The sequence below is a fragment of the Nostoc sp. DSM 114167 genome (genome assembly GCF_052692655.1).
Genome location: NZ_CP195116.1, coordinates 293600 through 314127, shown reverse-complemented (window position 1 = coordinate 314127; position 20528 = coordinate 293600). Strand labels below are relative to the sequence as shown.

19 protein-coding genes and 1 tRNA gene are annotated in these 20528 nt (G+C 42.2%); 14 read left to right on the top strand and 6 right to left on the bottom strand.

Going from position 1 to position 20528, the window contains the following annotated elements; genetic code table 11:
- Positions 1 to 5 precede the first annotated feature (5 nt).
- The 11 genes from NSTC731_RS01285 to NSTC731_RS01235 all read left to right on the top strand — a co-directional run bounded on the left by NSTC731_RS01285 (position 6) and on the right by NSTC731_RS01235 (position 6984).
- On the top strand, positions 6 to 2735 hold the full coding sequence (locus tag NSTC731_RS01285) for a hypothetical protein (RefSeq protein WP_445629274.1): 2730 nt from the start codon (positions 6 to 8) through the stop codon (positions 2733 to 2735).
- Positions 2735 to 3556: a hypothetical protein gene (locus tag NSTC731_RS01280; RefSeq protein WP_445629273.1), complete on the top strand. Its 822-nt coding sequence runs from the start codon at positions 2735 to 2737 to the stop codon at positions 3554 to 3556. Before NSTC731_RS01285 ends, NSTC731_RS01280 begins: the two co-directional genes overlap by 1 nt.
- A 116-nt stretch (positions 3557 to 3672) precedes the next feature.
- Positions 3673 to 4215 (top strand): hypothetical protein, encoded by a 543-nt coding sequence (locus NSTC731_RS01275; RefSeq protein ID WP_445629272.1) that lies wholly within the window; start codon positions 3673 to 3675, stop codon positions 4213 to 4215.
- Positions 4215 to 4430 (top strand): hypothetical protein, encoded by a 216-nt coding sequence (locus NSTC731_RS01270; protein WP_445629271.1) that lies wholly within the window; start codon positions 4215 to 4217, stop codon positions 4428 to 4430. The genes NSTC731_RS01275 and NSTC731_RS01270 overlap by 1 nt, the downstream gene beginning before the upstream one ends.
- Complete coding sequence (locus NSTC731_RS01265) at positions 4414 to 4917, top strand: hypothetical protein (protein ID WP_445629270.1); 504 nt, start codon at positions 4414 to 4416, stop codon at positions 4915 to 4917. Before NSTC731_RS01270 ends, NSTC731_RS01265 begins: the two co-directional genes overlap by 17 nt.
- The gene (locus NSTC731_RS01260) at positions 4914 to 5258 is read left to right on the top strand and encodes a hypothetical protein (RefSeq protein WP_445629269.1); all 345 of its coding nucleotides are present in this window, start codon (positions 4914 to 4916) and stop codon (positions 5256 to 5258) included. The genes NSTC731_RS01265 and NSTC731_RS01260 overlap by 4 nt, the downstream gene beginning before the upstream one ends.
- A gap of 2 nt (positions 5259 to 5260) precedes the next feature.
- Positions 5261 to 5578, top strand: coding sequence for a hypothetical protein (locus NSTC731_RS01255; RefSeq protein WP_445629268.1), 318 nt, complete (start codon positions 5261 to 5263; stop codon positions 5576 to 5578).
- Entirely contained in the window at positions 5578 to 5889 is a 312-nt protein-coding gene (locus NSTC731_RS01250; protein WP_445629267.1) for a hypothetical protein, read from the top strand. The genes NSTC731_RS01255 and NSTC731_RS01250 overlap by 1 nt, the downstream gene beginning before the upstream one ends.
- Positions 5889 to 6341, top strand: coding sequence for a hypothetical protein (locus NSTC731_RS01245; RefSeq protein WP_445629266.1), 453 nt, complete (start codon positions 5889 to 5891; stop codon positions 6339 to 6341). Before NSTC731_RS01250 ends, NSTC731_RS01245 begins: the two co-directional genes overlap by 1 nt.
- 14 nt (positions 6342 to 6355) lie before the next feature.
- Positions 6356 to 6781 carry a hypothetical protein gene (locus NSTC731_RS01240; protein ID WP_445629265.1) on the top strand — a complete coding sequence of 142 codons (426 nt, stop codon included), beginning with the start codon at positions 6356 to 6358 and terminating at the stop codon, positions 6779 to 6781.
- 5 nt (positions 6782 to 6786) lie between these two features.
- Entirely contained in the window at positions 6787 to 6984 is a 198-nt protein-coding gene (locus NSTC731_RS01235) for a hypothetical protein (protein ID WP_445629264.1), read from the top strand.
- An 832-nt stretch (positions 6985 to 7816) separates the two neighbouring features.
- On the opposite strand, the gene NSTC731_RS01230 is transcribed toward NSTC731_RS01235, so the two are convergent.
- The 3 genes from NSTC731_RS01230 to argF all read right to left on the bottom strand — a co-directional run bounded on the left by NSTC731_RS01230 (position 7817) and on the right by argF (position 11143).
- Positions 7817 to 9289 (bottom strand): DNA phosphorothioation system restriction enzyme, encoded by a 1473-nt coding sequence (locus tag NSTC731_RS01230; protein WP_445629263.1) that lies wholly within the window; start codon positions 9287 to 9289, stop codon positions 7817 to 7819.
- Positions 9290 to 9407: 118 nt separating this feature from the next.
- Positions 9408 to 10013, bottom strand: a complete 606-nt coding sequence (gene lexA, locus NSTC731_RS01225; protein WP_445629262.1) for a transcriptional repressor LexA — start codon at positions 10011 to 10013, stop codon at positions 9408 to 9410.
- 209 nt (positions 10014 to 10222) lie between these two features.
- Positions 10223 to 11143, bottom strand: coding sequence for an ornithine carbamoyltransferase (gene argF, locus NSTC731_RS01220; protein WP_445629261.1), 921 nt, complete (start codon positions 11141 to 11143; stop codon positions 10223 to 10225).
- A gap of 372 nt (positions 11144 to 11515) precedes the next feature.
- On the opposite strand from argF, the gene NSTC731_RS01215 reads away from it, so the two are divergent.
- Positions 11516 to 11587 (top strand) — tRNA-Thr (locus tag NSTC731_RS01215).
- A 359-nt stretch (positions 11588 to 11946) separates the two neighbouring features.
- Here NSTC731_RS01215 and NSTC731_RS01210 read toward each other — a convergent pair.
- From NSTC731_RS01210 to priA, 3 genes are all read right to left on the bottom strand, one after another.
- Positions 11947 to 14145 carry an Ig-like domain-containing protein gene (locus NSTC731_RS01210; RefSeq protein WP_445629260.1) on the bottom strand — a complete coding sequence of 733 codons (2199 nt, stop codon included), beginning with the start codon at positions 14143 to 14145 and terminating at the stop codon, positions 11947 to 11949.
- 560 nt (positions 14146 to 14705) lie between these two features.
- A complete protein-coding gene (locus tag NSTC731_RS01205; RefSeq protein ID WP_445629259.1) occupies positions 14706 to 14840 on the bottom strand; it encodes a hypothetical protein in 135 nt (44 codons plus the stop codon).
- Between the two features lie 287 nt (positions 14841 to 15127).
- Positions 15128 to 17839 carry a primosomal protein N' gene (gene priA / locus NSTC731_RS01200; RefSeq protein ID WP_445629258.1) on the bottom strand — a complete coding sequence of 904 codons (2712 nt, stop codon included), beginning with the start codon at positions 17837 to 17839 and terminating at the stop codon, positions 15128 to 15130.
- A gap of 808 nt (positions 17840 to 18647) precedes the next feature.
- Between priA and NSTC731_RS01195 the strand changes: the two genes are divergently transcribed.
- Positions 18648 to 19817 (top strand): RpoD/SigA family RNA polymerase sigma factor, encoded by a 1170-nt coding sequence (locus tag NSTC731_RS01195; protein ID WP_445629257.1) that lies wholly within the window; start codon positions 18648 to 18650, stop codon positions 19815 to 19817.
- 163 nt (positions 19818 to 19980) lie between these two features.
- Positions 19981 to 20505: a GNAT family N-acetyltransferase gene (locus NSTC731_RS01190; RefSeq protein ID WP_445629256.1), complete on the top strand. Its 525-nt coding sequence runs from the start codon at positions 19981 to 19983 to the stop codon at positions 20503 to 20505.
- Positions 20506 to 20528 lie beyond the last annotated feature (23 nt).

The window sequence follows — 20528 nt, the reverse complement described above, 5'->3', positions numbered from 1 at the left end:
TCAATATGGAAAACCCACGCCAATTTGCTTCACTTGATGCCAGCGATGCGGGGTTACACGGTTCACTGACAAATCGCCCAGCTAGTGCTGTCGCGGCTGGAGATCCGATTGACTTTGAAGCAATAAGTGCTCGTGTGCGATACGAGCGCACGCTGCCAAATTACGAATACAAGGAAAGTCCCGCCGAGATTGCATTACGGCTAGAGCGGCAAGCAGCCGCCGAACAAAGGATCAGATATGAAACTGCTGAAACTAATGAAAAAAACAGGTTACTACTCGAACGCGCCCAAGCTCAACGCAGCGAACTACGAAGCCGCATTAGTGGAAGTGAAGTTATAGAAGCGGAGTTCGTTCAACAGACACGACGCGAATCACCGCTTGCACAAATCCAGCGATCTACTCCCGAACGCCAACCTTTGCCATCTACAGGCAGTCCACCGCCAACACTAAACGGCACAGCAGCACGCGCCGACTCCTTGGTAGAGCCAACCGCTACGCCACGCCCAGCAATATTACGTGAAGCAATCGCCACGACTGCGGGAAATGCGATTAGCGCCTTGCCAAGGGCGTTACCACAAGCGGCGGGGAGATTGGTTATACCTGGCGTCGGTGCTGCCCTGTCGATTGGTACGCGGTTAGTTGTCGGTCAGTCTGTTACCCAAGCTGTAACTAGTACTGGTGCTGGATTAATTGGTACTGGGATTGGTGCAATCGCGGGCACTGCGATCGGCGGGCCGATCGGTGGCGTTGTCGGCGGAATGATTGGTGGTACTGCGGCTTCGCTCTTTTCTGATTGGCTATTCGCTCAAAATCTACCATCTACTGCTGCACATCTTGAAGCTTATGCCCCAAACTACACGACAACGGTATACGGTCAATCGCCGGGAGTTTTATACATTGTCGTTCTTCAAAATTTCAATTCATACGGAGAGATTACTGACTCACGCACATTCGAGCTACGCGGGCAGCTGATCGGCATACAAGAAACTCAAGTAGATACCAATCGGTATAATGCAAAGTTCATAAGCTCAAGTGGTAGCAACGTACTGGATTTAGGGGACTCAACTAGTAGGTGGAAAATTGTATCGGTAAACCGCCAAGACGGTGTAATTGATGCATACCCAGAAAATGGCTCACCATCGCCGCCACGCGATAACTCTCCATATAGGTACGATTCCTCCCCGATCGGGAACGACAATACTATTCCCTCTGGCAAGCCATCAGCGGGAAAAAACAAGGGAGAAACCCGATCCGTTGCTCCATCAATGCCTTCAAACAATACGCCTAATGGGGCACGTGGGTTTGTTGGTCACGGTGGACTTGCGCCAAGCTACTTACCCAATCCAGAACACCAACCGTCAAACCTTGGTGGGATGTTGCCAGCGATCAAAAACGCGCCACAGCCGTTACCATTCGCCGAGGCAGAAGATATGCCAGTGCCTCGCACGCCGATATCAGAAGGGACGGCTGCAACGACAGCGACGAATCCATCCACGTTTGCATATCCCCCCTACGTTCCACAAACCGCGCAACCAATACCGATTAGTGATGGCAATAGTCCCGTACCAAAGGCAAAAGCTCAACCAATACCGAAAACACCCGAACAGGTAGCAACCGATAGAACCAACGAAACTATAGAAAAGCAAAAGAAAGATTTTGATGAACAGATCAAACGCCTGACAGTTATCGCCACGGGATTGGCGGCATTAACGCCAGCGATACAGGGCATACCAGACGCGATCGCAAAATCTCCCACTGTACAAGCCGCAAACAAAGAAACAACTCAAGGGGCTGTGTGCGAAATTTCTCAACCTGGGGGATGTTTGAGGAATGCAATAGATGATTCTGCTAATAACATCAACCAAAACAATAATCAAAATACAGCTAATCTTCTAGACAAAATTAACGCTGGTGCTAATGCTGCACAATTGGCACTTTTAGAATTAATCAATACAAAACTGGGCGATTTACTTCCTGGCGGTTTATCTGGGACTTTCACTAGATTATGGCAAACATTGCAAGTAGATAGAATCCTCAACATTCTGATTCTAATTACTACTTTCCACAATGCCCTGATGCTTTCTAATAATTTAGCTCAAACTCTATTTGCAGCTATTGATAATATCTCTCAAGCTGTTGGGTTTAAATGGAAAAATGAGAAAGGTGAGGAATCTGGTTTTGCAAGCATCATGTCTGAATGGACTGCCGACTTTTTCAAAGCCATATTTGGAGAAGAAAATTATACAGAATTAGTAGCTAATTACAAAAAAGCTAATCGAATATATCAAGCCACTGCAAACATATTCAATGCTTTGCAGTCTATTGGTTATTCAATATTAAGTGCTTTAGAAGTTGTTGGCAGTTATGTAGCTTTAATCGGCAATGCTTTGCGTAAATGGGGCGAAGTTGGGGAAAGCGCTTACAAGTGGTTCAATCCACAGCCAAACTTTCACAATAAATTTTTTACCACAGTAGAAGGTGTTACTAACGTTGTTTCTCAAGTGGATCAGGTGGCTTCTGAAGTCGTTTCTGTAGAGCAAAACGTTGCTCAAATTGGAGAACTAAAAAATGAGTTAACAAAAACCTTGGGTGAAGAAGATAACTCAAAACAAGGCGTACAACCACCAGAAGCAGCAAAAGTTAAAGCGGCATTCGATGCCTCTAAATTAGCGAGCGCTACCGGAATAGAACTTAATGATACGGATTTTGAAGCAGATGAGGGGACTGATGAATAATGCCATTACCAGATAACTTTGACAAATGGGAACATTTACAAGACACTGTAAGACTCTGGCATAATAAAGCAGTAAATCAATATTTTAAAAATACTGAATCGGATAGTTTAGATACTCCCAAGCAGTCCTTAAAAGTGGCTTGCACGATGAAAGATTCAGATACTTCAACGATGACAATGATGAGAATGTGGTTGTTTGAAGTAACAGCAGGAAGATTGCAGAGCGTACAACGTCCTGTATACGGTATTCCTTGGTTTGAAGTGCAATCAGAGCGGACTTTCAAACCCCAAGTAAAACTTTATTTTTTAGAACCATACGATTTTGAAATTCACGGCAGTGAATCAACACCTCAGCTAGAAGGGGAAATCACCTTTAGATTAATGCATGAATCTAGCGAAACTATTAGTAGAAGCGATGCTGAAAGACTTGCTAGACAGATTAAAAGCATCTTTGCTACTCCTCCCTTTCTCTGGCACAAAGGACACTTCAAATGTACCTATTTTGATACAGAACGCGGTTATGAATTAAAACTTTTAGTTCCTAGTAAAGCTGAGGGAGAACGAATCATCAGAGCAGTATTAGAAATTCAAGAACACCCATTTGACCGTGATTTTTTGCAATTCATCGACAACGATCGTACTTATTCCACAAGTCCCGGAACTCATCGAGTTTACGGACGTACAGTCAAAAAATTTGTGAAGAGAAGAACGGCTCCGGTAAAGTTCAGCTTTGCTCAACTACTAGTCTGGGGCAAACAAAATCCGATTAACTTGGTTGCTAGGTCTGGCTCTCGCCTGCGAAGTGTCATTGAACGAGTTTAGGGAGAATCATCACAAAAATTTGACGGACAACACATGTTATCCGGTTGGAAATAGTGAGTGATATTGCCTGCTATGACTGAAGTATAGATAGGTACAAACTACAACCAATTACTGACATGGGCAGACGCAAAAGCGCAAAACAATTAGAGGAGCAGTTGAAATATGCTAAAGCGCGTGAGGCATATCAAGCACCAATAAGAGAAGACGGTGCAGCTACTCGCAGACAGCCAAAAATCGGTGTTAAATATGCTGTTCTTTCGCCTTTAGCCGCAGCAGACGCAGCATTTACCATCCAAGCCTCAAAAAAATCAATTGATTTCTTCGGTGGCATCACACCTCTAGGACTGGCCGCAGTTGCTACAGACCCCGAAGCACCCAGAGGCTTTAAACCCGCTAGGATTTTGGCAATGGTTAGCGATAGCAGCCCCGCAGTCGTTAGGGCTAAAGATAGCGGTCGGGCTTATACCCGCTACGGATCGGGCAGTAGAGGCGGTGGCACTCAATACAATTTCACTGCACCAATCACAGCCGATACTCCTGCCAACTTAAAAACTAAGGTAGAAGCTGTAATCGCAGCTAAAAAGGGTTCTGTTGGCGGTGCATACGGTCGCATCTGGTTTGAGCCAGAAGATTATCCTTACGCAGCTAGTGGCGAATAATGCTTAACTTGTCTACTCCAGCTATTTGGTATCCTGGGCAAACTGATGAAGACATCCAGGAAGAAATAGATTTGATGATGGTCAGGGCAAAGTATACAGCAGCCTTTATCAACGGTGAGATTCACGCTGATACTTTCCTTGATTTCTTGGATGAGGCAGGAAACGACGTTTTCGATTTAGCTCAAGAGTGGTTAGGCGATGACATTACAAGTTGACCTCAAAGCTGCCGGAGCGTGGGAACTCACCTACTACCAAAAGCACACAGGCAACCTGAATAACCGCCGCATTCGAGCGCCAATTCTTGAGCCGATTGAATTGCCTTACTTGACAGATAAACATTTATTCTTGGTAGGGGCAACGTCGAGCAAAGCTAAACCAAGTTGGCTCAGAGCCGGGTACTTTTATCAACAAATTGATGGCATCCAAATCAACGACACCATCATTTTTGAGGGATTGGGGGCAGTTCCTAGCACAGAAGTAGACTACACTCGCCGAACGATCAAGCTCAATGCGATTGAGCTTGTCCAATTTCCCAAAATCTCAGACAATTTTCGCTTGCGTTTTGAAGCACTCCCCTGGATTGAAGAAATTACCCTTGGGGTTTGGGAGTACACAGGCACTGAAACTGACTCAACAGAGGAATTGATTCAGACTGTTAGAGCCAAGTTAGAAACAATTGAATTCAAAATTAATAATTTATGACCACATTAAGCTACACCGCATTAGCCGAAAAGTTACCAGATGGTTCGATTGAATTTGTTGGGAATAATCAAGTCAAACTTAATTTGAGTTTGGTAACAGAATCAGGCGCAAATTTAACGTTAGGTTCATCCTGTGTCAAAGGCATTGTTAAGTTAATGCAAGCACTATCCTCACTTACTGAGCAAGTAAACGAATCAAGGCTTGATGCTAATCTCCCACCTATTCAATTTGCATCGCAACAAATAACAGGTACACCAGAAGCGCCAGAGTTTGAATTTACAGTGCGAGTCAAAGTTGACACAGCATTATTTGTTGATAATCTTGATGACCCCACTGATTAATTATGATTAATAATTCCTCTAACACGATTGAAATTGCTAAATTTAGCAATTGCACTCATGGAGTAAAGGATTTAACAGCTACTGTTGGTGATACAGTTCTCAACGCCAACAGTAACAGACAGTACGCAGCTTTTATAAACAATTCTTCTTCCGATATCACTTTGATTTTGGGTGATAAATCCAAAGGCGCTATTGGTAGAGGAATTGTTTTAAAGCCAAGAGGCAGCTACGAAATCAACCAATCCAATCTTTATATTGGAAAGGTTTCGGCTATTTCTGCTAGTAACTGTAAATTAACTTTCACGGAGTGTATTGAATAATGGCTCTTTATAACCCAGCTACAGCGATATTGGTTGAATCAACCAGTAGCACTTCAACCCCGACTACAGTTGATGCTAGCACTACTAGTGAGACAATTCTTGCTGCCAATTCCAACCGCAAAGGTGCAACGATTTGGAACGATAGCACGGCTACTTTGTATCTAGAATTTGGTGCAACAGCTACAACAAGCGCTTTTACTGCAAAATTAAATCCTAGTGGTTACTATGAAGTACCATTTCATTACACTGGCGTAATTAGTGGTATTTGGTCTGCTGCTAATGGCAATGCTTTAGTTAGAGAGTTGACTTAATGCCTTTATTCAATCAAGAAGAATTGCCTGAGTTATTGCTTCCAATTAACTTCACCCACTGGCATGATGAAAGTACCATAAAAACAGGTGGAGCCATAAGAATTGACACAAACACCAGTGTTGCTTACGGAACTGAAATCTACCAAGACCCACCTGCGCTTAACGACAGTTTTAGTTTTAACAAAAACTTAAAAGCTGGCAATTACATTCTTTCTATATTGACTGTGGGGTACACAAATTTAGGAATCCTAAAGCTAGAAATCAATGGGGTGACATCTTTTAGCGATCTCGATCTCTACAGTAGTTCAACCATATTTAATAGGGTGCTTGAAAAAAATATTTTCATTCCCTCGGATGGAATGCATGAGTTTAAATTTACTGTAATCGGTAAGAATCCTTCATCTAGCAATTACTACTTTTCTGGACGAAAAATCTGGGCGAGAAAAATATAATTTCAATTTAAATAATGTCTACTTCGCCAACAATAGCTATTACCAACTCTAATGGTTCTCCAGGGATAACCATTACCCTTGAGTCTACTGGAATATTTTTAGGGATTCTTGTTAGCGCTTCTGTTTTAGCTGGAGTGTGCTTTAAAGTTGTTAGCAGCATCAGCCGTATTTCTTCTTCAATTGCTCAAATCGAGAAAGATTTAAAAGAACACGCTGACAATGGTAAAAGAATTGACCAACTCGATCGAAAACTGGATTTGCATCTTCAAGAATATATAAATCGAAAAGATGTTGTGCAAATGCTTTTTGGTCAACTTAACGAGAAGGTTGACCACAAATTTAAAAAAGTTCTGTTTTATACCCGTGACATTCAGAGCTTTTTACAACGTGATTCTGATTTCAAAATCCGGGAATACTACGAACACACTAACGAGGAGTAATTCAAATGTCTAAATCTACTCTAAATACTCTCACTACAATTCTTGGGTTGGCTGCTGGTGCTGCTAACTTCCTTGGTAGCATTGGGGTGATTAATCACACTGTTGCTGGTACTATTGGCGGGTTTGCCACAGCCGCACTGGGGTATCTAGTACAACAACCTGCGGCTGGCGAACAACCTCAATCTCCAGCACCTCAAAAGTAATTCTGTGGGGATTCACTCTAGACATTTGGGGAAAGGGGAATGGGGAAATTCCCAAAAGTTGGGGGGATGAGTATCCCTACCCATCCCCCTCGGTTTTAAATGCTGTTTGGTTTAGAAACGAACCTATTTCCAATGACTATTACATAATCAACAGTCATTAGTCAAAATCTCCATTTCGTCACTTAGGCAGGTCAACGCTCTTTACTGATGGCTTGACCTCAGCCCTTTTATCTTGGCATCTTGGGCAATTAGTTATCAGCGACGAGCATTCATAATAAAGCACTCTTTCTCCACATACAGCAGTTAAAAATGCTTGTCCGCCCCAATGCCCAGGGACATAATGAATTATTTTATCTTGTGGCATAACTCCCAAAAGTGAATAATGCTAATGGACTTTTAGAAATTCTATGTAAGCAGACAATAATACAAGCTGCTATAAAAACGTCTGGCGGTAATTTCTGCCAGCCTAAGTAATATGGCTCTAATAAAATCCTATGAATTGTTTTTGGTGATAGGATTCGCGATACCCGGTCAATAGCAGCATGATAGGGATTATCAAATTTCCTAAATCGCATTGGTCATAATTCCGTTTTCGTCACACAACCGTCACATAAAGTTTATTGTCCAATGGACACATTAGAGATTCCACTGGACAGTAGGCGTTTTTATTTAAATTAGTCAAAGCTTTAGTACTGTTTATCCTTGATAGACAAGACTTTCAGAGGAGAGGGTTTGCTTGATTTAGTCAAGAATTAGTCAAAGCAAATTTTGAAAGGCTGGAAGTAGTGGGTGACGAGGGATAAGAAAGCGCAACCAATAGATTAAGAGTCTATTAGCCAGAATCAGTAGCGCGATCGCTTGCATTGAAATGCTTGAAAATCGTAGGTTTTAAGGCATTTTTTAGGAGCGAGTTAGTAGCAATTTTTGGGGTTTTGCGACAAAAGCAAGCTGAAAGACTACGGCTGTGGGGTCGTGTCCTGTGGGTGACAATAGTCATGTCAAATATAGTGGCGCGTTCTTTACCTGGATGAGGACGTAAAACTCGCCCCCGTCGCTGAATAAATTGGCGGGGATTACCAGAACTTGATAAAATCACCGCAGTTTGAATTGCTGGAATATCGACACCTTCATCTAAACAACGAATTGCCACCAAACCTTGTAACTCTCCGCTTTCAAATTGATGACGTAATATTTCCCTTTCTTGTAAAGTTGTTTGAGCCGTATAGGTGCTTACTTTGTACCCTAAATCCACTCCCAGAATTTTAGCAACAGCTTTGAGTTGGCGTAGAGATGAACGTTGTCCCGCCTCTTGGGAACCATCACTACAATAAAAAAGTGTGTGGCTAGTTTCGCGGCGAGTAATCATTAAATCCCGCAAAGCATTTAATTTATTTTCCGCTGCCCCAATTAATCTTGCTCTTTGCATCAACAACGGCTTTAAATCTTCATTATCTTCAAATCCCGCTTCGCCATTTTCTTTATCTCGATAAAGAAGCGATCGCCCAATTTTTTTAGTTAGCTTTAAATAAGCAATACTTTCTGCTTCAGTTAACTCTACCAGCACCGGATAATACAGATAATGTACCAAAGCACCTTGAGCGATCGCATCCCTCAAAGTAAACTCTGGCTGGAGAACTGGGCCAAAATAATCAAATAAAGATTGCGTGCCAAAATCATCAAAATATCTTTCCGGTGTGGCGGATAAAGCCAGTCTCAACCCAACACTACGCGGCAAACTTTCTTCTAATTTGGGTGCGCCTAAATTATGCGCCTCATCCCCAATAATTAAAGTTTTGGCGGGAAAATATTTGAGTTGAGACTGAAAACCATCTCCAATTAAAGTAGAGTTCGTAGTAATTACGGTGACAAACCGTTGAGAACCAGAACGCAGATTATAAATTTGCCCAGAAAGTTGACTTTGCCAAGTGCGTAAATTCTCAAAAGCTAAAATCGGTTGCAAATTAAATTTTTCACACTCTCGCGCCCATTGGGTGACGAGATGGCGATAGGGACACACCACCAACAGAACTTGTAAATTAATCTGTTGATATAATTCACAAGCGATCGCTAGTGCAGTAATCGTTTTACCACTACCAGTAGCCATTTTCAGCGTCCCTCTGCCATTGTTAGTAAACCAGCTAGCGATCGCTTGTCGCTGATATTGCCGCAATTGCAGAGACACAGGCATTCTTGGGCATCCTGGTAATGGTTGCTGAGTGTAATAACTGCCCAAAATTTCCCTTGCAAACGGTAATTTCAACCGGAAAGTGGGCAGTTGCTGCACTGAATTTTTCGTCAGGTACATAGTGGGAGTTAGGAGTTAAGAATTAGGAGTTAAGAGTTAGGAGTTAGGAGTTGGGAGTTGGGAGTTAGTAATTTAAAACTTATCACTCATCACTCATAACTCATCACTTTCTTACTACTCAGTTGTAACCTCGCCAAACACCGATGAGAGAACCTTGTACCTGCACTTGTTGAGCCATGACTTCAATAGGATTGTACTTAGAATTTGCTGGTTTTAGGGTAACGCGATCGCCTTGGCGATAAAAACGCTTTAAAGTTGTACCGAAGCCATCAACTCTGGCGGCGACGATGGTGCCATTTTTTAAATGATTTGGTTCTGCTACTGGACGCAGAAATACCACATCGCCATCAGCAATTAAATCTTCAATCATGCTATCGCCAGCTACCCGCAAAGCATAGGTTTGGGGAGGTAATGAGATATTAGAAAAGTCTAGATGATCTACAGCATCAGTAAACGGTTCTATTAAACCACCAGCAGCGATCGTGCCCAAAATTGGTACACCTTGCTTCACAGGATGCAAAATCCGAATCGTTCGCGCTTGTCCTTCAGTCCATTCAATATATCCTTTAGTGCGTAAATGTTCTAAACGACTTTGAATTGGTGCTGGTGACTTCAAGTTCATCGCTTGCATCATTTGCCTAATTGAAGGCGAATGCTGGTGCGTTTTGATGTATTCTGCTAACCATTCGTAAAGTTCTTGTTGAGCTTCCGTTAGACGTTCCATAAATTTGCGGGAAGTAATTATAAATGTCTCTAGAACATTAGTACTACAAAAAACTCCCCATAACAAGAGAAAAGTAAAAATATCAAAGGCAAAAGCAATATTATTTTTTTCTCTTTTGCCTTTTGACAAATAATAATATTACAGGTTACAGGTTAGAGGGTACAGGTTATAAGCAAGAAAACTATACCCTATACCCTGTGCCCTATTCTTTACTCTGCTCCTAAAATACTAGCAAGCAAAGCTTTTTGAGCGTGCAGGCGATTTTCTGCTTGTTCCCAAACTCGTGATTGAGAACCTTCAATAACAGATCCGGTAATTTCTTCACCACGATGGGCTGGTAAGCAGTGTAAAACAATTGCCTCTGGAGCAGCAAGGCTTAATAGCTGCTCTGAAATTTGGTAAGGCTGAAAAATTGGCATCCGGTTATCGGCTTCAGATTCTTGCCCCATACTCGCCCAAACATCAGTGTAAAGTACAGCAGAACCCTTAGCTGCTAATTCTGGATCGTGAGTGACCAGGACTTCCGTTTTGTTATTAGCGATCGCTCTTGCTTGTTCTACAATCTGAGAATCTGGCTCATATCCGCTAGGAGTGGCAATTCTGACATTCATCCCCACCAAAGCACAGCCCAACATCAGAGAATTAGCCATATTATTCCCATCGCCCACGTAGGTTAAAGTTAACCCAGCAAGGGTGTTAAAGGTTTCCTGAATCGTCAATAAATCCGCTAATACCTGACAAGGATGTTCTGTATCAGTAAGCGCATTAATCACCGGAATCTTGGCATAGTGAGCAAAAGTTTCTAAATCTTGCTGCGCAAAAGTACGAATTGCCAAAATATCCAGATATCGATCTAATACGCGCGCTGTATCCTGCAAAGGTTCCCCGCGACTAACTTGAGTGACATTAGGATTGAGATCGATTACCTGTCCACCAAGTTGGTACATCGCCACAGTAAAACTTACGCGCGTGCGAGTTGAAGCTTTGGAGAACAATAACCCCAAAACTTTATTACACTGCAACTTCAACTGTTGTGATTTAAGTTGAGTTGCCAATTGCAGGAGTTCTTGAAGTTCCGTGGGACTGATGTCCGCTAAACTTAATAAATCTCGTCCGAGCAATGCTGCCATGCTTGTAATCTGTAAAAAATAATTATATATTTCTGTTCCTTTATTCAGCCGTGCCAAGAAAATACAGTTTTAGAACCGATCGGGTATTTTTGGGTTCAGCCCAGGATTTGAGTTAGCTTTTGCTATAAATTTGCTATAAATATTAATTTATCAACTCGATCGGTGATTCAGAATGGCAACGCCAGAACAACCATTTCAACCGACAAAAGCATCGATATTGCTAAAATTTCTGGTCTTTTAGCCTAATTTAGGATGAAGCAGATATTTTTTAGAATTTACAGCTAGACAAATAAATGGATTATGGTACAATAATAAATCGTGGTTGCTAATGTAAGAGCGATACCTACGGTGGGCTACGCCTACGTCAGACTTGCCAGCATAGCACAGTGGTAGTGCATCCGACTTGTAATCGGAAGGTCGCGAGTTCAAATCCCGCTGCTGGCTTTTGTAAATTCGCAAATTAATGTTTTGGGGCTGTTTTTTGGCTCAATTGAATTCTGCGAAAATTTCGCAGAAAATTAGTGTGGCCGAATTGTTTGGAATATAAGTATTAACATAATAACCCAAGTGGCGGCTTATAAAATTATGGAGGCTGCGTAATCGGTGATTTGGATAAATGCACATAAAAAATTTACGGTTGCATTCTAACGCAACCGTAATTGGGAGTGAACTATAAAAGTAGAAAAATTAACTGATGAGATAAATGCTTGTTGGAGAGTAAATGCAAAAATCAATGCTTGCGTTTGAGTAAAAACCCTTCTTAGGTACAAGCATGAATTGATTGCGATCGCTCGATACTGATATTAATTAAGTGGACGCAGAAGTGTAATTTTACCCATGCCCGTCTCTTGACTGAGTTGCGCCACGTAGAGATTTCCATTCGTAGGATTCTCAATCAAATCCAATGGACTTGGATTAAAACCAGTGAAACCAGTAATACCCGTTTGGGAACTTACAATATCCAAGTTTGCGCCACCTGGGGTTAGCACAATGATGTCTTTCCCTGAACTGAAGCGTGTCACCAGCAGTTTGCCTTGCAGCTGACCACCTAAAACATGACTACGATATTCAATAATACCATTAGGTGAAATATGCTCTCCGAAATCGAAGGCAATACCCTTCCAATTCCGGTCAGGTAGAGTACCAACGGGATATTCATCGATCTGAACTGGATCTGTACCAGCTGTGGGATTTCCTCCATTCAACACCCACTCACAACGCTTCGGATTGGGATGACCGTAATAACCATTTTTAACAACCCGAAACAAAAAGTCTAGCTGTGTGCCTAGACTCTTAAGAGCAGGCACAGATGGACTAGTATATGCCCCATTAGTAGCCTTATCAATCCGGTTGTGGCAGGCAAGAGGTAGGGGGATAGGTGTATTTGGCGTATTGCCACCAGCCGCCGAACCATTCGTTGGCACATACAACTGACCATTGCTATGCCAAACCAGATCGTAGGCATTACGTATACCACTAGCAAAGATAGTTACAGGCGCTCCCGCTTTAAAGGGGTTATAAGTACCTCCATCCTCCGTCTTAACGCTTAAAGGAGGTGAGGTAATTTTGGACAGGTCTACTCGTAATACAGCAGCAGTTAACAACTGCTCAGGACGATTACTCCAGGCAGTGTTTGGTGCGCCGGTACTACTATTACTACCCTGCAACACATAGAGCGCATTTGGCTCATTGGGCTTAAATTCAATGCTATTGGTTAGATGATCCCGGCTCGATCGCGGTAAATCAACTACATAGTCTTTTACTGTCTCTAGATTGGTGCCGCTTAAACGAGTAATTTTACCACTCCACTCTGGCGCATCAACAGTTGCATTCCAGTAGTAGTTATTTGTTACCCAGAGAATTAGGTTGTTAGCATTTGTTGATGAGGGATCGAAGTGCATCCCAACGATCGTTCGATTACCACCATTTGCAGTCTGCAATGAAGAAATCGTTTGTGGCGTACCCAGAGTGCCATCAGCATCGATCGGGAAACGCAAAATCTCACCTAATAAGGTAGCAGCATAGAGTTTATTGTCAGGCCCAATCAAGACTGTGGTGTAAGGCTTGATAGGTACATTCGCTAGTGAGATTTGCTCAAAAGTAATCTTGCTGACTGGTTTCACAAAGGAGCCTGTTGTGAAACTGATGCTATAGGGTAAGAATGCAGCACCATTGCTATCTTTAACCCCGTCAGTGATTTGTAATAAATATTTGGTATTGTTCTTGAGACGATTTATCGGAGACACTACAATTACATCTCCACCACCGGAAGTGTTGTAATTGGCATTGACTTGTGTATTAGTAGTGCTATCGATCAGCTTGATGGTTGAGGCGGAAATAGTATTAACCGCAATCCCACTGTTAGGGAGATTTAGGTCTGCTGTAATCGAGATATCTGGCGACACGTTTGTTTGACCATCATTGGGATTGGTCGTTCTGATCGAGGGACGATTACCTGGTGCGATCGCAATATAATTGAGCTTGGTATTCCTACCACCTTTAGCATCAATTGTCAGCTTGCCATCGGTAACATTAACTATCCGGGTAATTGCGGCAAACTTTTTGGTTGCCGTTGGTACAAAGCCAGAAATAGCAGCCGTCCCTTCTATATTGATTTGGTGCTTACTATTTACACTATTAATAGCATCACCGACGCTAACAGTCACATTGTACGAACCATTAGATAGGGCATATTCCCAAGCAGCAGGTATTGTGACTCCTGGCCCCGAACTGTTAGGAGGATATTGCAGATGAATCAGTCTATTTAGCCGCCGATCGATGCCACTTTGGTTGCGATCGCGTGTATTGAGTTGGATATCAAGGGGAGTGGGTGTACTATTGCCTAAGCTATCTTCACGCACCCAACCAAAACCTCTAGTATCATTGTAGGCTTGACCGATATCTTTAATATACCCAGATGGTACAGGAGCATTATTTGGTTGAAAAGCAATCCCTTGAACAATTGCTAATACCAATATTTTGGGTTTGATCTTGTAAATCATAGTATGCCTTGCCGTTGTGTTCGTAGTTGATAGGTGAGTAGTCCATTAATATTGGCCAAGTATCTGCAATGATTATTCTTGGCAATCCTTCACTGGCTATAAACGAACGTAATGACCGCAAGTCTTAGGGAACTCATTTCTCCCGAATGTATAAAAAGTATTTACTAAATACTTTTTATACATCAATACTGAACTTGTTTTTCAGAGAATTATAAGGGAACTTTCTAATGCCTCAACTTGGCAAAGTATGATTACGTAAAAAGCAATAAATCTTCAAAATTATTACCGTAAACCAACCTTGATATCATGTCCGCCTAATTAGTTACAATTCCCGCATTTATGCAAAAATCAGGAAACCCTTTTTCCCCCTACCCCTGCCGTCTTAATGATAAGTCTTTAACCAGATACGATATGAATTGCTGCTGGCAGAGTTCATTTCTATCTGCGCTGTTAATACAAAACTAATATCAGGCTAGTTGATGTTTTTAATATCTATAGTTTGGGGAGCCAGCAAGGGCGATAGTGCAGCGTCAAGCCTTCTCTTCTCCCAAAAGGAGGCGCTAGGCGTAGCTTGCTTCTCTGTAAGGGTACGCCAATGGCACAGCAACTTTTAAAGATGCTGCCGCGAACATCTGGGGGTTTCCCGACAACCAAGCAAGTGGTGTTTGAAAAACAAAACCCAAGATTTTATCCATATTTATGTTGTGTTTAACAATAGTGAAACCCAATACGAACATGGAGATATTTGATTATTAAGTAATCAGTCGAACATGATATAAGTTTGACAGTAAATCAGGAAAAATTTTTCAATATCTATACTTACCTTTGTAATAAGATGATATTCTAATTCACTCATCTATCTGAAGGTGGATTATGCAGAGATTAACTCAATTACTAAGCAAATCAGCTTTATTTATCAGTGCGCAACTGGGTGGGGTAGTAATTTACGATGTCTACGACGGGCTACGCCTACGCATAACGATCACATAATATTTAACGGGTCTACATCAATAGTTAAACTTACAGATGAAGGACAAAGAGATCGCACTTCTTCCCAATCTGGTAATCGCGGTAAGGCATCGGGGGCAAATTTAATTAATATCTGCCAGCGATAACGATTAGCTACTCGTAAAATACTCGCTGGTGCAGGGCCCAATATCTCAAATTCTTCTTCTGTACTCAAGGCTGTAGCAATAACTTGCGCTGTATTTTGCACTTGAATCGGGTCGAGACTACTTAAACGCAATAAAATTAACCGCCCGTATGGAGGATAATTGAGTGCTTGGCGTTGTTCCAATTCAGCTTGAGAGAAAGATTGATAATCGTGCGATCGCACTGCTGCAATTACCTGATGCTCTGTAGTATAAGTCTGCACAATCACTCTACCGGGATCTTCACCTCTACCAGCACGTCCGGCGACTTGAGTCAAGGTTTGAAATGCTCGTTCGCTGGCGCGATAATCTGATAAATTTAGCAATCCATCGGCGGCGACAACACCCACAAGTGTCACCTGTGGTAAATCCAAACCTTTGGTGAGCATTTGCGTACCGACTAATAAATCTGCTTCGCCGTTGGCAAACCGAGTAAGTAAAGTACGATGGGAGCCTTTATTGCGGGTGGTATCGCTATCAAAACGAATCAAGCGCAATTGTGGAAACTGCCTTGCTAGTTCCTGCGTGACTCGTTGAGTACCGCTACCGAAAAATTTCAGATAAGGAGAACTACAATCAGGGCAAAATTTGGGGTGCGATCGCGCATAGTTACAATAATGACACCGCAATAATTCTGGCGCTTTTTCTTCGGTGTGGTGATACGCCAGCGACACATCACAGTGCGGACATTCCAACACATATCCACAACTGCGGCAAGACACAAAAGTACTGTGTCCCCGGCGATGGATAAATAAAATTCCCTGTTGTTTTCTTTCTTGCAACTCTTCTAAAGCTGCTTGCAGCGATCTACTAAATATAGAACGATTTCCCTGTTGCAACTCTAGCCGCATATCGACTATTTCCACCGGCGGTAAAGGGCGGGAGTTGATGCGCTCAGGCAAACTTAAGTAATGAGTGCTGAGTGCTGAGTTAAGAGTAGAGACGCGATTAATCGCGTCTGAGTTAAGAGTAGAGACGCGATTAATCGCGTCTGTACAAGAGTTAGGAGTTATGAATTCTCCCCCTGCTCCCCTGCCCCCTGCCCCCTGCCCCCTGCCTCCTGCCCCCTGCCTCCTGACGCTTACCCAAGTTTCCAGCGAAGGCGTAGCGGAACCCAACACCAAGGGGCAATTTTCTAATTCGGCTCGCCACTGGGCAACGGTACGGGCGTGGTAGGTGGGTATGGGGGAATCTTGTTTAAAGCTGCTATCGTGTTCTTCATCTAAAATAATTAAACCCAAGTTGGGCAAAGGGGCGAAAACAGCGCTACGAGTACCAATGATAACTTGGGGTTCTCCTGCGAGCATTTGTCGCCAAGTGTCGTAACGCTCACCATCTGAAAGGGCGCTGTGATAAACGCTGACTTTATTACCAAAACGAGCGCGAAAACGATCGGTTAGCTGGGGTGTGAGTCCAATTTCTGGGACTAAAACCAGGGCAGATTTACCTTGATTGAGGAGAGGTGCGATCGCTTGCAAATATACTTCGGTTTTTCCCGAACCTGTCACCCCATGCAATAAAACTTGAGCAAATCCATTTAATGTCTGGATTGTCGCTAAGGCGCTAGCTTGAGCAGTAGTTAAAGATTTAGCACCATCGCCTACTAAAGTTGGGCCTTGTTCGGTTCGCAATACTTCCCGTTCTTCGATGACGATGTAACCTTTTTCCTCTAGCCCTTTCAGGGTAGGAGTAGTTGTTTTACAAATCTGTAAGAACTCATTTAACCATAACTCACCACCACGCCGTCGCAGCACTTCTAAAATCTCTCGTTGGCGAGTAGTTAACTCTTGGTCAATTGTACCTGTGAGCGTAACTGCTTTTTGCAACTTGGGTCGAGTGAGTCGCGGCGGTTCTAAATAACTTTCTACTAAACCAAATCGCAACAACTCCCGAATTCCCCGATAAGCAGATTTGACTTTTTGTTGCAGGTAAATAAAACTGTAGTCCCCCGTCGGCTGCCCTTGCAAAAGTTCCCAAACTTGCCGCGCAGTCGGAGTCAAAAAAGCCAAAGGATCGGCAGATCCCAGTAAATAACTACTCCCCCCTACCCCCTGCCCCCTGCTCCCTGCTCCCTGCTCCCTGACCCCTGCCCCCTGCCCCCCTGCCCCTCTGCCTCTTACAAGGCGGATACGACGCTGCGATCGCCCCAGTAATCCTGGCGGCAGAGCAACCCGGATTACTTGAATCAGGGGCGTATAGTAATATGCAGCAACTCGGTTGAGTAATTCCCAGTAAGCACTTGGGAAAAATCCAACGCTGACTATATCTTCTACTTCCCGGATTTTTTCTAGTGGTAAATCGATATTGGGTTGTGCCAGTAATCGAATCGCGATCGCTCCTAATTGTTGCGCCCCAAATGGCACGCTCAAAATATCCCCTGGTTTTATTTCTAACTGGGCTGGCAATCGATAAGTAAATAGTCCTGTACTTCCTGGACAGTTTACCAATACTTCAACCCACCGATTAACAGTTTTACCTGACTTATATGATTCACTTGGTTCACTCACCACTAAAGGAGATAAATTTATGTCATTAATATACATAGTTGCTGATTTTATAATTAAATATTTTCTTCACATAGCTGGTCAAAATCAACCTAGCTAACTAAACTTTAGTTTTTCGCTTTCTTAAATTTAAATGGTATTTCTCAATACTGTTATCCTTCATAATACTTGATAATTTGCCTCTTATGTAATCTACTAGACAAATTCGTATCAACTATATATGCAATAAATATTTGGTGCCCACTATACAAATAAAAGCATGTCGGCTATTGCTGCAACAGTTACTCTATCTACTAAATATGGAGTAGCCTTTTTCCGCCTATCGGTAGATATTCAACCCTTTCTGTATATGAGATGCTTTTATACAAAGTAATATCGGATCAAAATTAAGCTCTTAATCTTGTAATTTCGATCGTGTAGGTAACTGCAAATTAAATCAAGAATGCGCAAAGCCATTAATAGGTCTTCCTTTTATACAGCAGTGGACTCCAGCGCCGAAAATATTATAAATATTTAGAAAAATATATGAAAGTTTAAGGAATTTGGATGATTAGCTGGAATTTTTATATTTGTTAAGGTTGAGAAAGTTTGAGGGGGTTTGACATATTTGATAATTCAGAAAAAAATGAAGAATATATCTGTTGGGAATCTAAAAAAAAGCTTTATTGGGTGCTAAGGTCAGTTTCGTTATAGGTTATATCTAACTGTAACCTATAAGATACTAGGTAGATGCCGATTTTTATTTCTGTAGACAAATTCGCATCAGCCTATATTTCGCTATTTTTTACGGGTGCATCGTCCATTAGGGAAAACTACCAAGCCTCAAACGAGTAGGTGTAAATGAATTATGTACCAAACAAAGCAACAATCCCTAAAGGAAAATATGAATATTGTTGAATTGGGAAAAATGGAAATACTGGAGAATGCTGCTGATATCGAAGAACCATCACTCGATAGTTTAAATGCAGTGGCAGAAGAATCTCCAATTGTAGTAGAAAATCTGGAATCGGACGAACGCGATGGAGATGACATGGCGGCGGCTCGTCCTTCAGGATACAACAAAACCGAACATGATGATGCTGTTGGCGCATTTTTTAAAGAAATGGCGCGTTATCCACTCTTAAAAGCTGATGAAGAAGTCGAGTTAGCACGGCGAGTCAGGTTTATAGAGGAATTTAGAGAAATACAAGCGGCTTTAGAGTTAAAACTGGAACATGAAGCTAGCAAATTAGAAGTGGCTTCCGAGTTAGGGATGACAGAAAAGCAACTAGAAAATCGCTTGTATCAAGGGAGAGTCGCCAAACGCAAAATGATTCGCTCGAACTTGAGATTGGTAGTGTCTATCGCCAAGCGATATTTAAATCGGGGAGTGCCTTTTCTAGATTTAATTCAAGAAGGAGCAATGGGTTTAAATCGCGCTACAGAAAAATTCGATCCCGATAAAGGATATAAGTTTTCTACTTACGCCTATTGGTGGATTAGACAAGCAATTACCAGAGCAATAGCTAACGATGCGCGGACAATTCGGCTACCGATTCATATTGTTGAAAAGCTTAACAAGCTAAAAAAAGCTCAACGAGAACTCAAACAAAAACTCTGTCGTAATCCTACCGAAGGTGAAATGGCAGAATATTTGGAGATTAGCGTGCAACAACTACGTCAGCTACAACAGCTACGACGACAAGCACTTTCTCTCAACCACCGCGTCGGTAAAGAAGAAGACACGGAATTGATGGATTTGTTAGAAGATGAAGATAACTTGTCTCCTGAAGCAAAAATGAATGAAAACATGATGCGTCAGGAGATTTGGGATGTTTTGGGTGATGTGTTAACTCCACGAGAGAAAGATGTGATTTCTCTGCGTTATGGTTTGACAACCAGCGAACCATGTACTTTAGAAGAAGTTGGCAATATGTTCAATCTTTCTCGCGAGCGAGTGCGTCAAATTCAAAGCAAAGCCATGCGGAAATTGCGCCGTCCTCACATAGCTAAACGCTTAAAAGGTTGGTTGATTTAATTTCATTGCTCAAGATAGAGATGCAATCTGGAACTTAATTAGCTTTGCAATTCGCAAAAATCGGGCGTTTTATAGCGTTTTTCGGCTCTTATTTAGTTAATACTCAAAAAAAATTCCCCAGTTGCCTATAGACTATAGACTATAAACTATGGACTATAGACGAATGACTTCGGATAGCAATTTGATTGTGCGTTTTGCCCAAGCAGCCGATTGCAGCGTATTGTTTAAATTAATTGAGGGACTTGCAAAATATGAAAAATTATCTCACGCTGTTACTGGCAATGCTCTAGCACTTCAAGAGCATCTATTTGGTTCGCAAAGGTATATAGAGGCAATATTAGCGGAATCTGCGGGTCAAGCTGTTGGTTTTGCGCTGTTTTTTCATAATTATTCAACATTTCTGACTAAGCCGGGAATTTATCTGGAAGATTTATTTGTTTTACCAGAATATCGTAGGCAAGGTATTGGTAAGGCTCTGTTGACTAAAGTGGCTCAGATAGCCGTAGAACGTGATTGTGGGCGATTAGAGTGGAGTGTCTTAGATTGGAACGAGTCAGCCCAAGCATTTTACCGTAGTATGGGAGCCTCTATATTAGATGATTGGCGAATTTGTCGTGTTACAGAAGATGCGCTTACTCAGTTAGGGTCTGTTAAATTTTTATCAGGGAAAACGCACCTTATTTCCTAATAAAAACTAATAATATATAACGT

Coding starts and splice junctions, on each gene's coding strand:
- NSTC731_RS01280 (WP_445629273.1), top strand. CDS start 2,735: ATGCCATTACCAGATAACTTTGACAAATGGGAACATTTACAAGACACT.
- NSTC731_RS01245 (WP_445629266.1), top strand. CDS start 5,889: ATGCCTTTATTCAATCAAGAAGAATTGCCTGAGTTATTGCTTCCAATT.
- NSTC731_RS01250 (WP_445629267.1), top strand. CDS start 5,578: ATGGCTCTTTATAACCCAGCTACAGCGATATTGGTTGAATCAACCAGT.
- NSTC731_RS01260 (WP_445629269.1), top strand. CDS start 4,914: ATGACCACATTAAGCTACACCGCATTAGCCGAAAAGTTACCAGATGGT.
- NSTC731_RS01255 (WP_445629268.1), top strand. CDS start 5,261: ATGATTAATAATTCCTCTAACACGATTGAAATTGCTAAATTTAGCAAT.
- NSTC731_RS01190 (WP_445629256.1), top strand. CDS start 19,981: ATGACTTCGGATAGCAATTTGATTGTGCGTTTTGCCCAAGCAGCCGAT.
- NSTC731_RS01195 (WP_445629257.1), top strand. CDS start 18,648: ATGTACCAAACAAAGCAACAATCCCTAAAGGAAAATATGAATATTGTT.
- NSTC731_RS01265 (WP_445629270.1), top strand. CDS start 4,414: ATGACATTACAAGTTGACCTCAAAGCTGCCGGAGCGTGGGAACTCACC.
- NSTC731_RS01210 (WP_445629260.1), bottom strand. CDS start 14,145: ATGATTTACAAGATCAAACCCAAAATATTGGTATTAGCAATTGTTCAA.
- NSTC731_RS01205 (WP_445629259.1), bottom strand. CDS start 14,840: ATGGATAAAATCTTGGGTTTTGTTTTTCAAACACCACTTGCTTGGTTG.
- NSTC731_RS01275 (WP_445629272.1), top strand. CDS start 3,673: ATGGGCAGACGCAAAAGCGCAAAACAATTAGAGGAGCAGTTGAAATAT.
- NSTC731_RS01285 (WP_445629274.1), top strand. CDS start 6: ATGGAAAACCCACGCCAATTTGCTTCACTTGATGCCAGCGATGCGGGG.
- priA (WP_445629258.1), bottom strand. CDS start 17,839: ATGTATATTAATGACATAAATTTATCTCCTTTAGTGGTGAGTGAACCA.
- lexA (WP_445629262.1), bottom strand. CDS start 10,013: ATGGAACGTCTAACGGAAGCTCAACAAGAACTTTACGAATGGTTAGCA.
- NSTC731_RS01240 (WP_445629265.1), top strand. CDS start 6,356: ATGTCTACTTCGCCAACAATAGCTATTACCAACTCTAATGGTTCTCCA.
- NSTC731_RS01230 (WP_445629263.1), bottom strand. CDS start 9,289: ATGTACCTGACGAAAAATTCAGTGCAGCAACTGCCCACTTTCCGGTTG.
- argF (WP_445629261.1), bottom strand. CDS start 11,143: ATGGCAGCATTGCTCGGACGAGATTTATTAAGTTTAGCGGACATCAGT.
- NSTC731_RS01235 (WP_445629264.1), top strand. CDS start 6,787: ATGTCTAAATCTACTCTAAATACTCTCACTACAATTCTTGGGTTGGCT.
- NSTC731_RS01270 (WP_445629271.1), top strand. CDS start 4,215: ATGCTTAACTTGTCTACTCCAGCTATTTGGTATCCTGGGCAAACTGAT.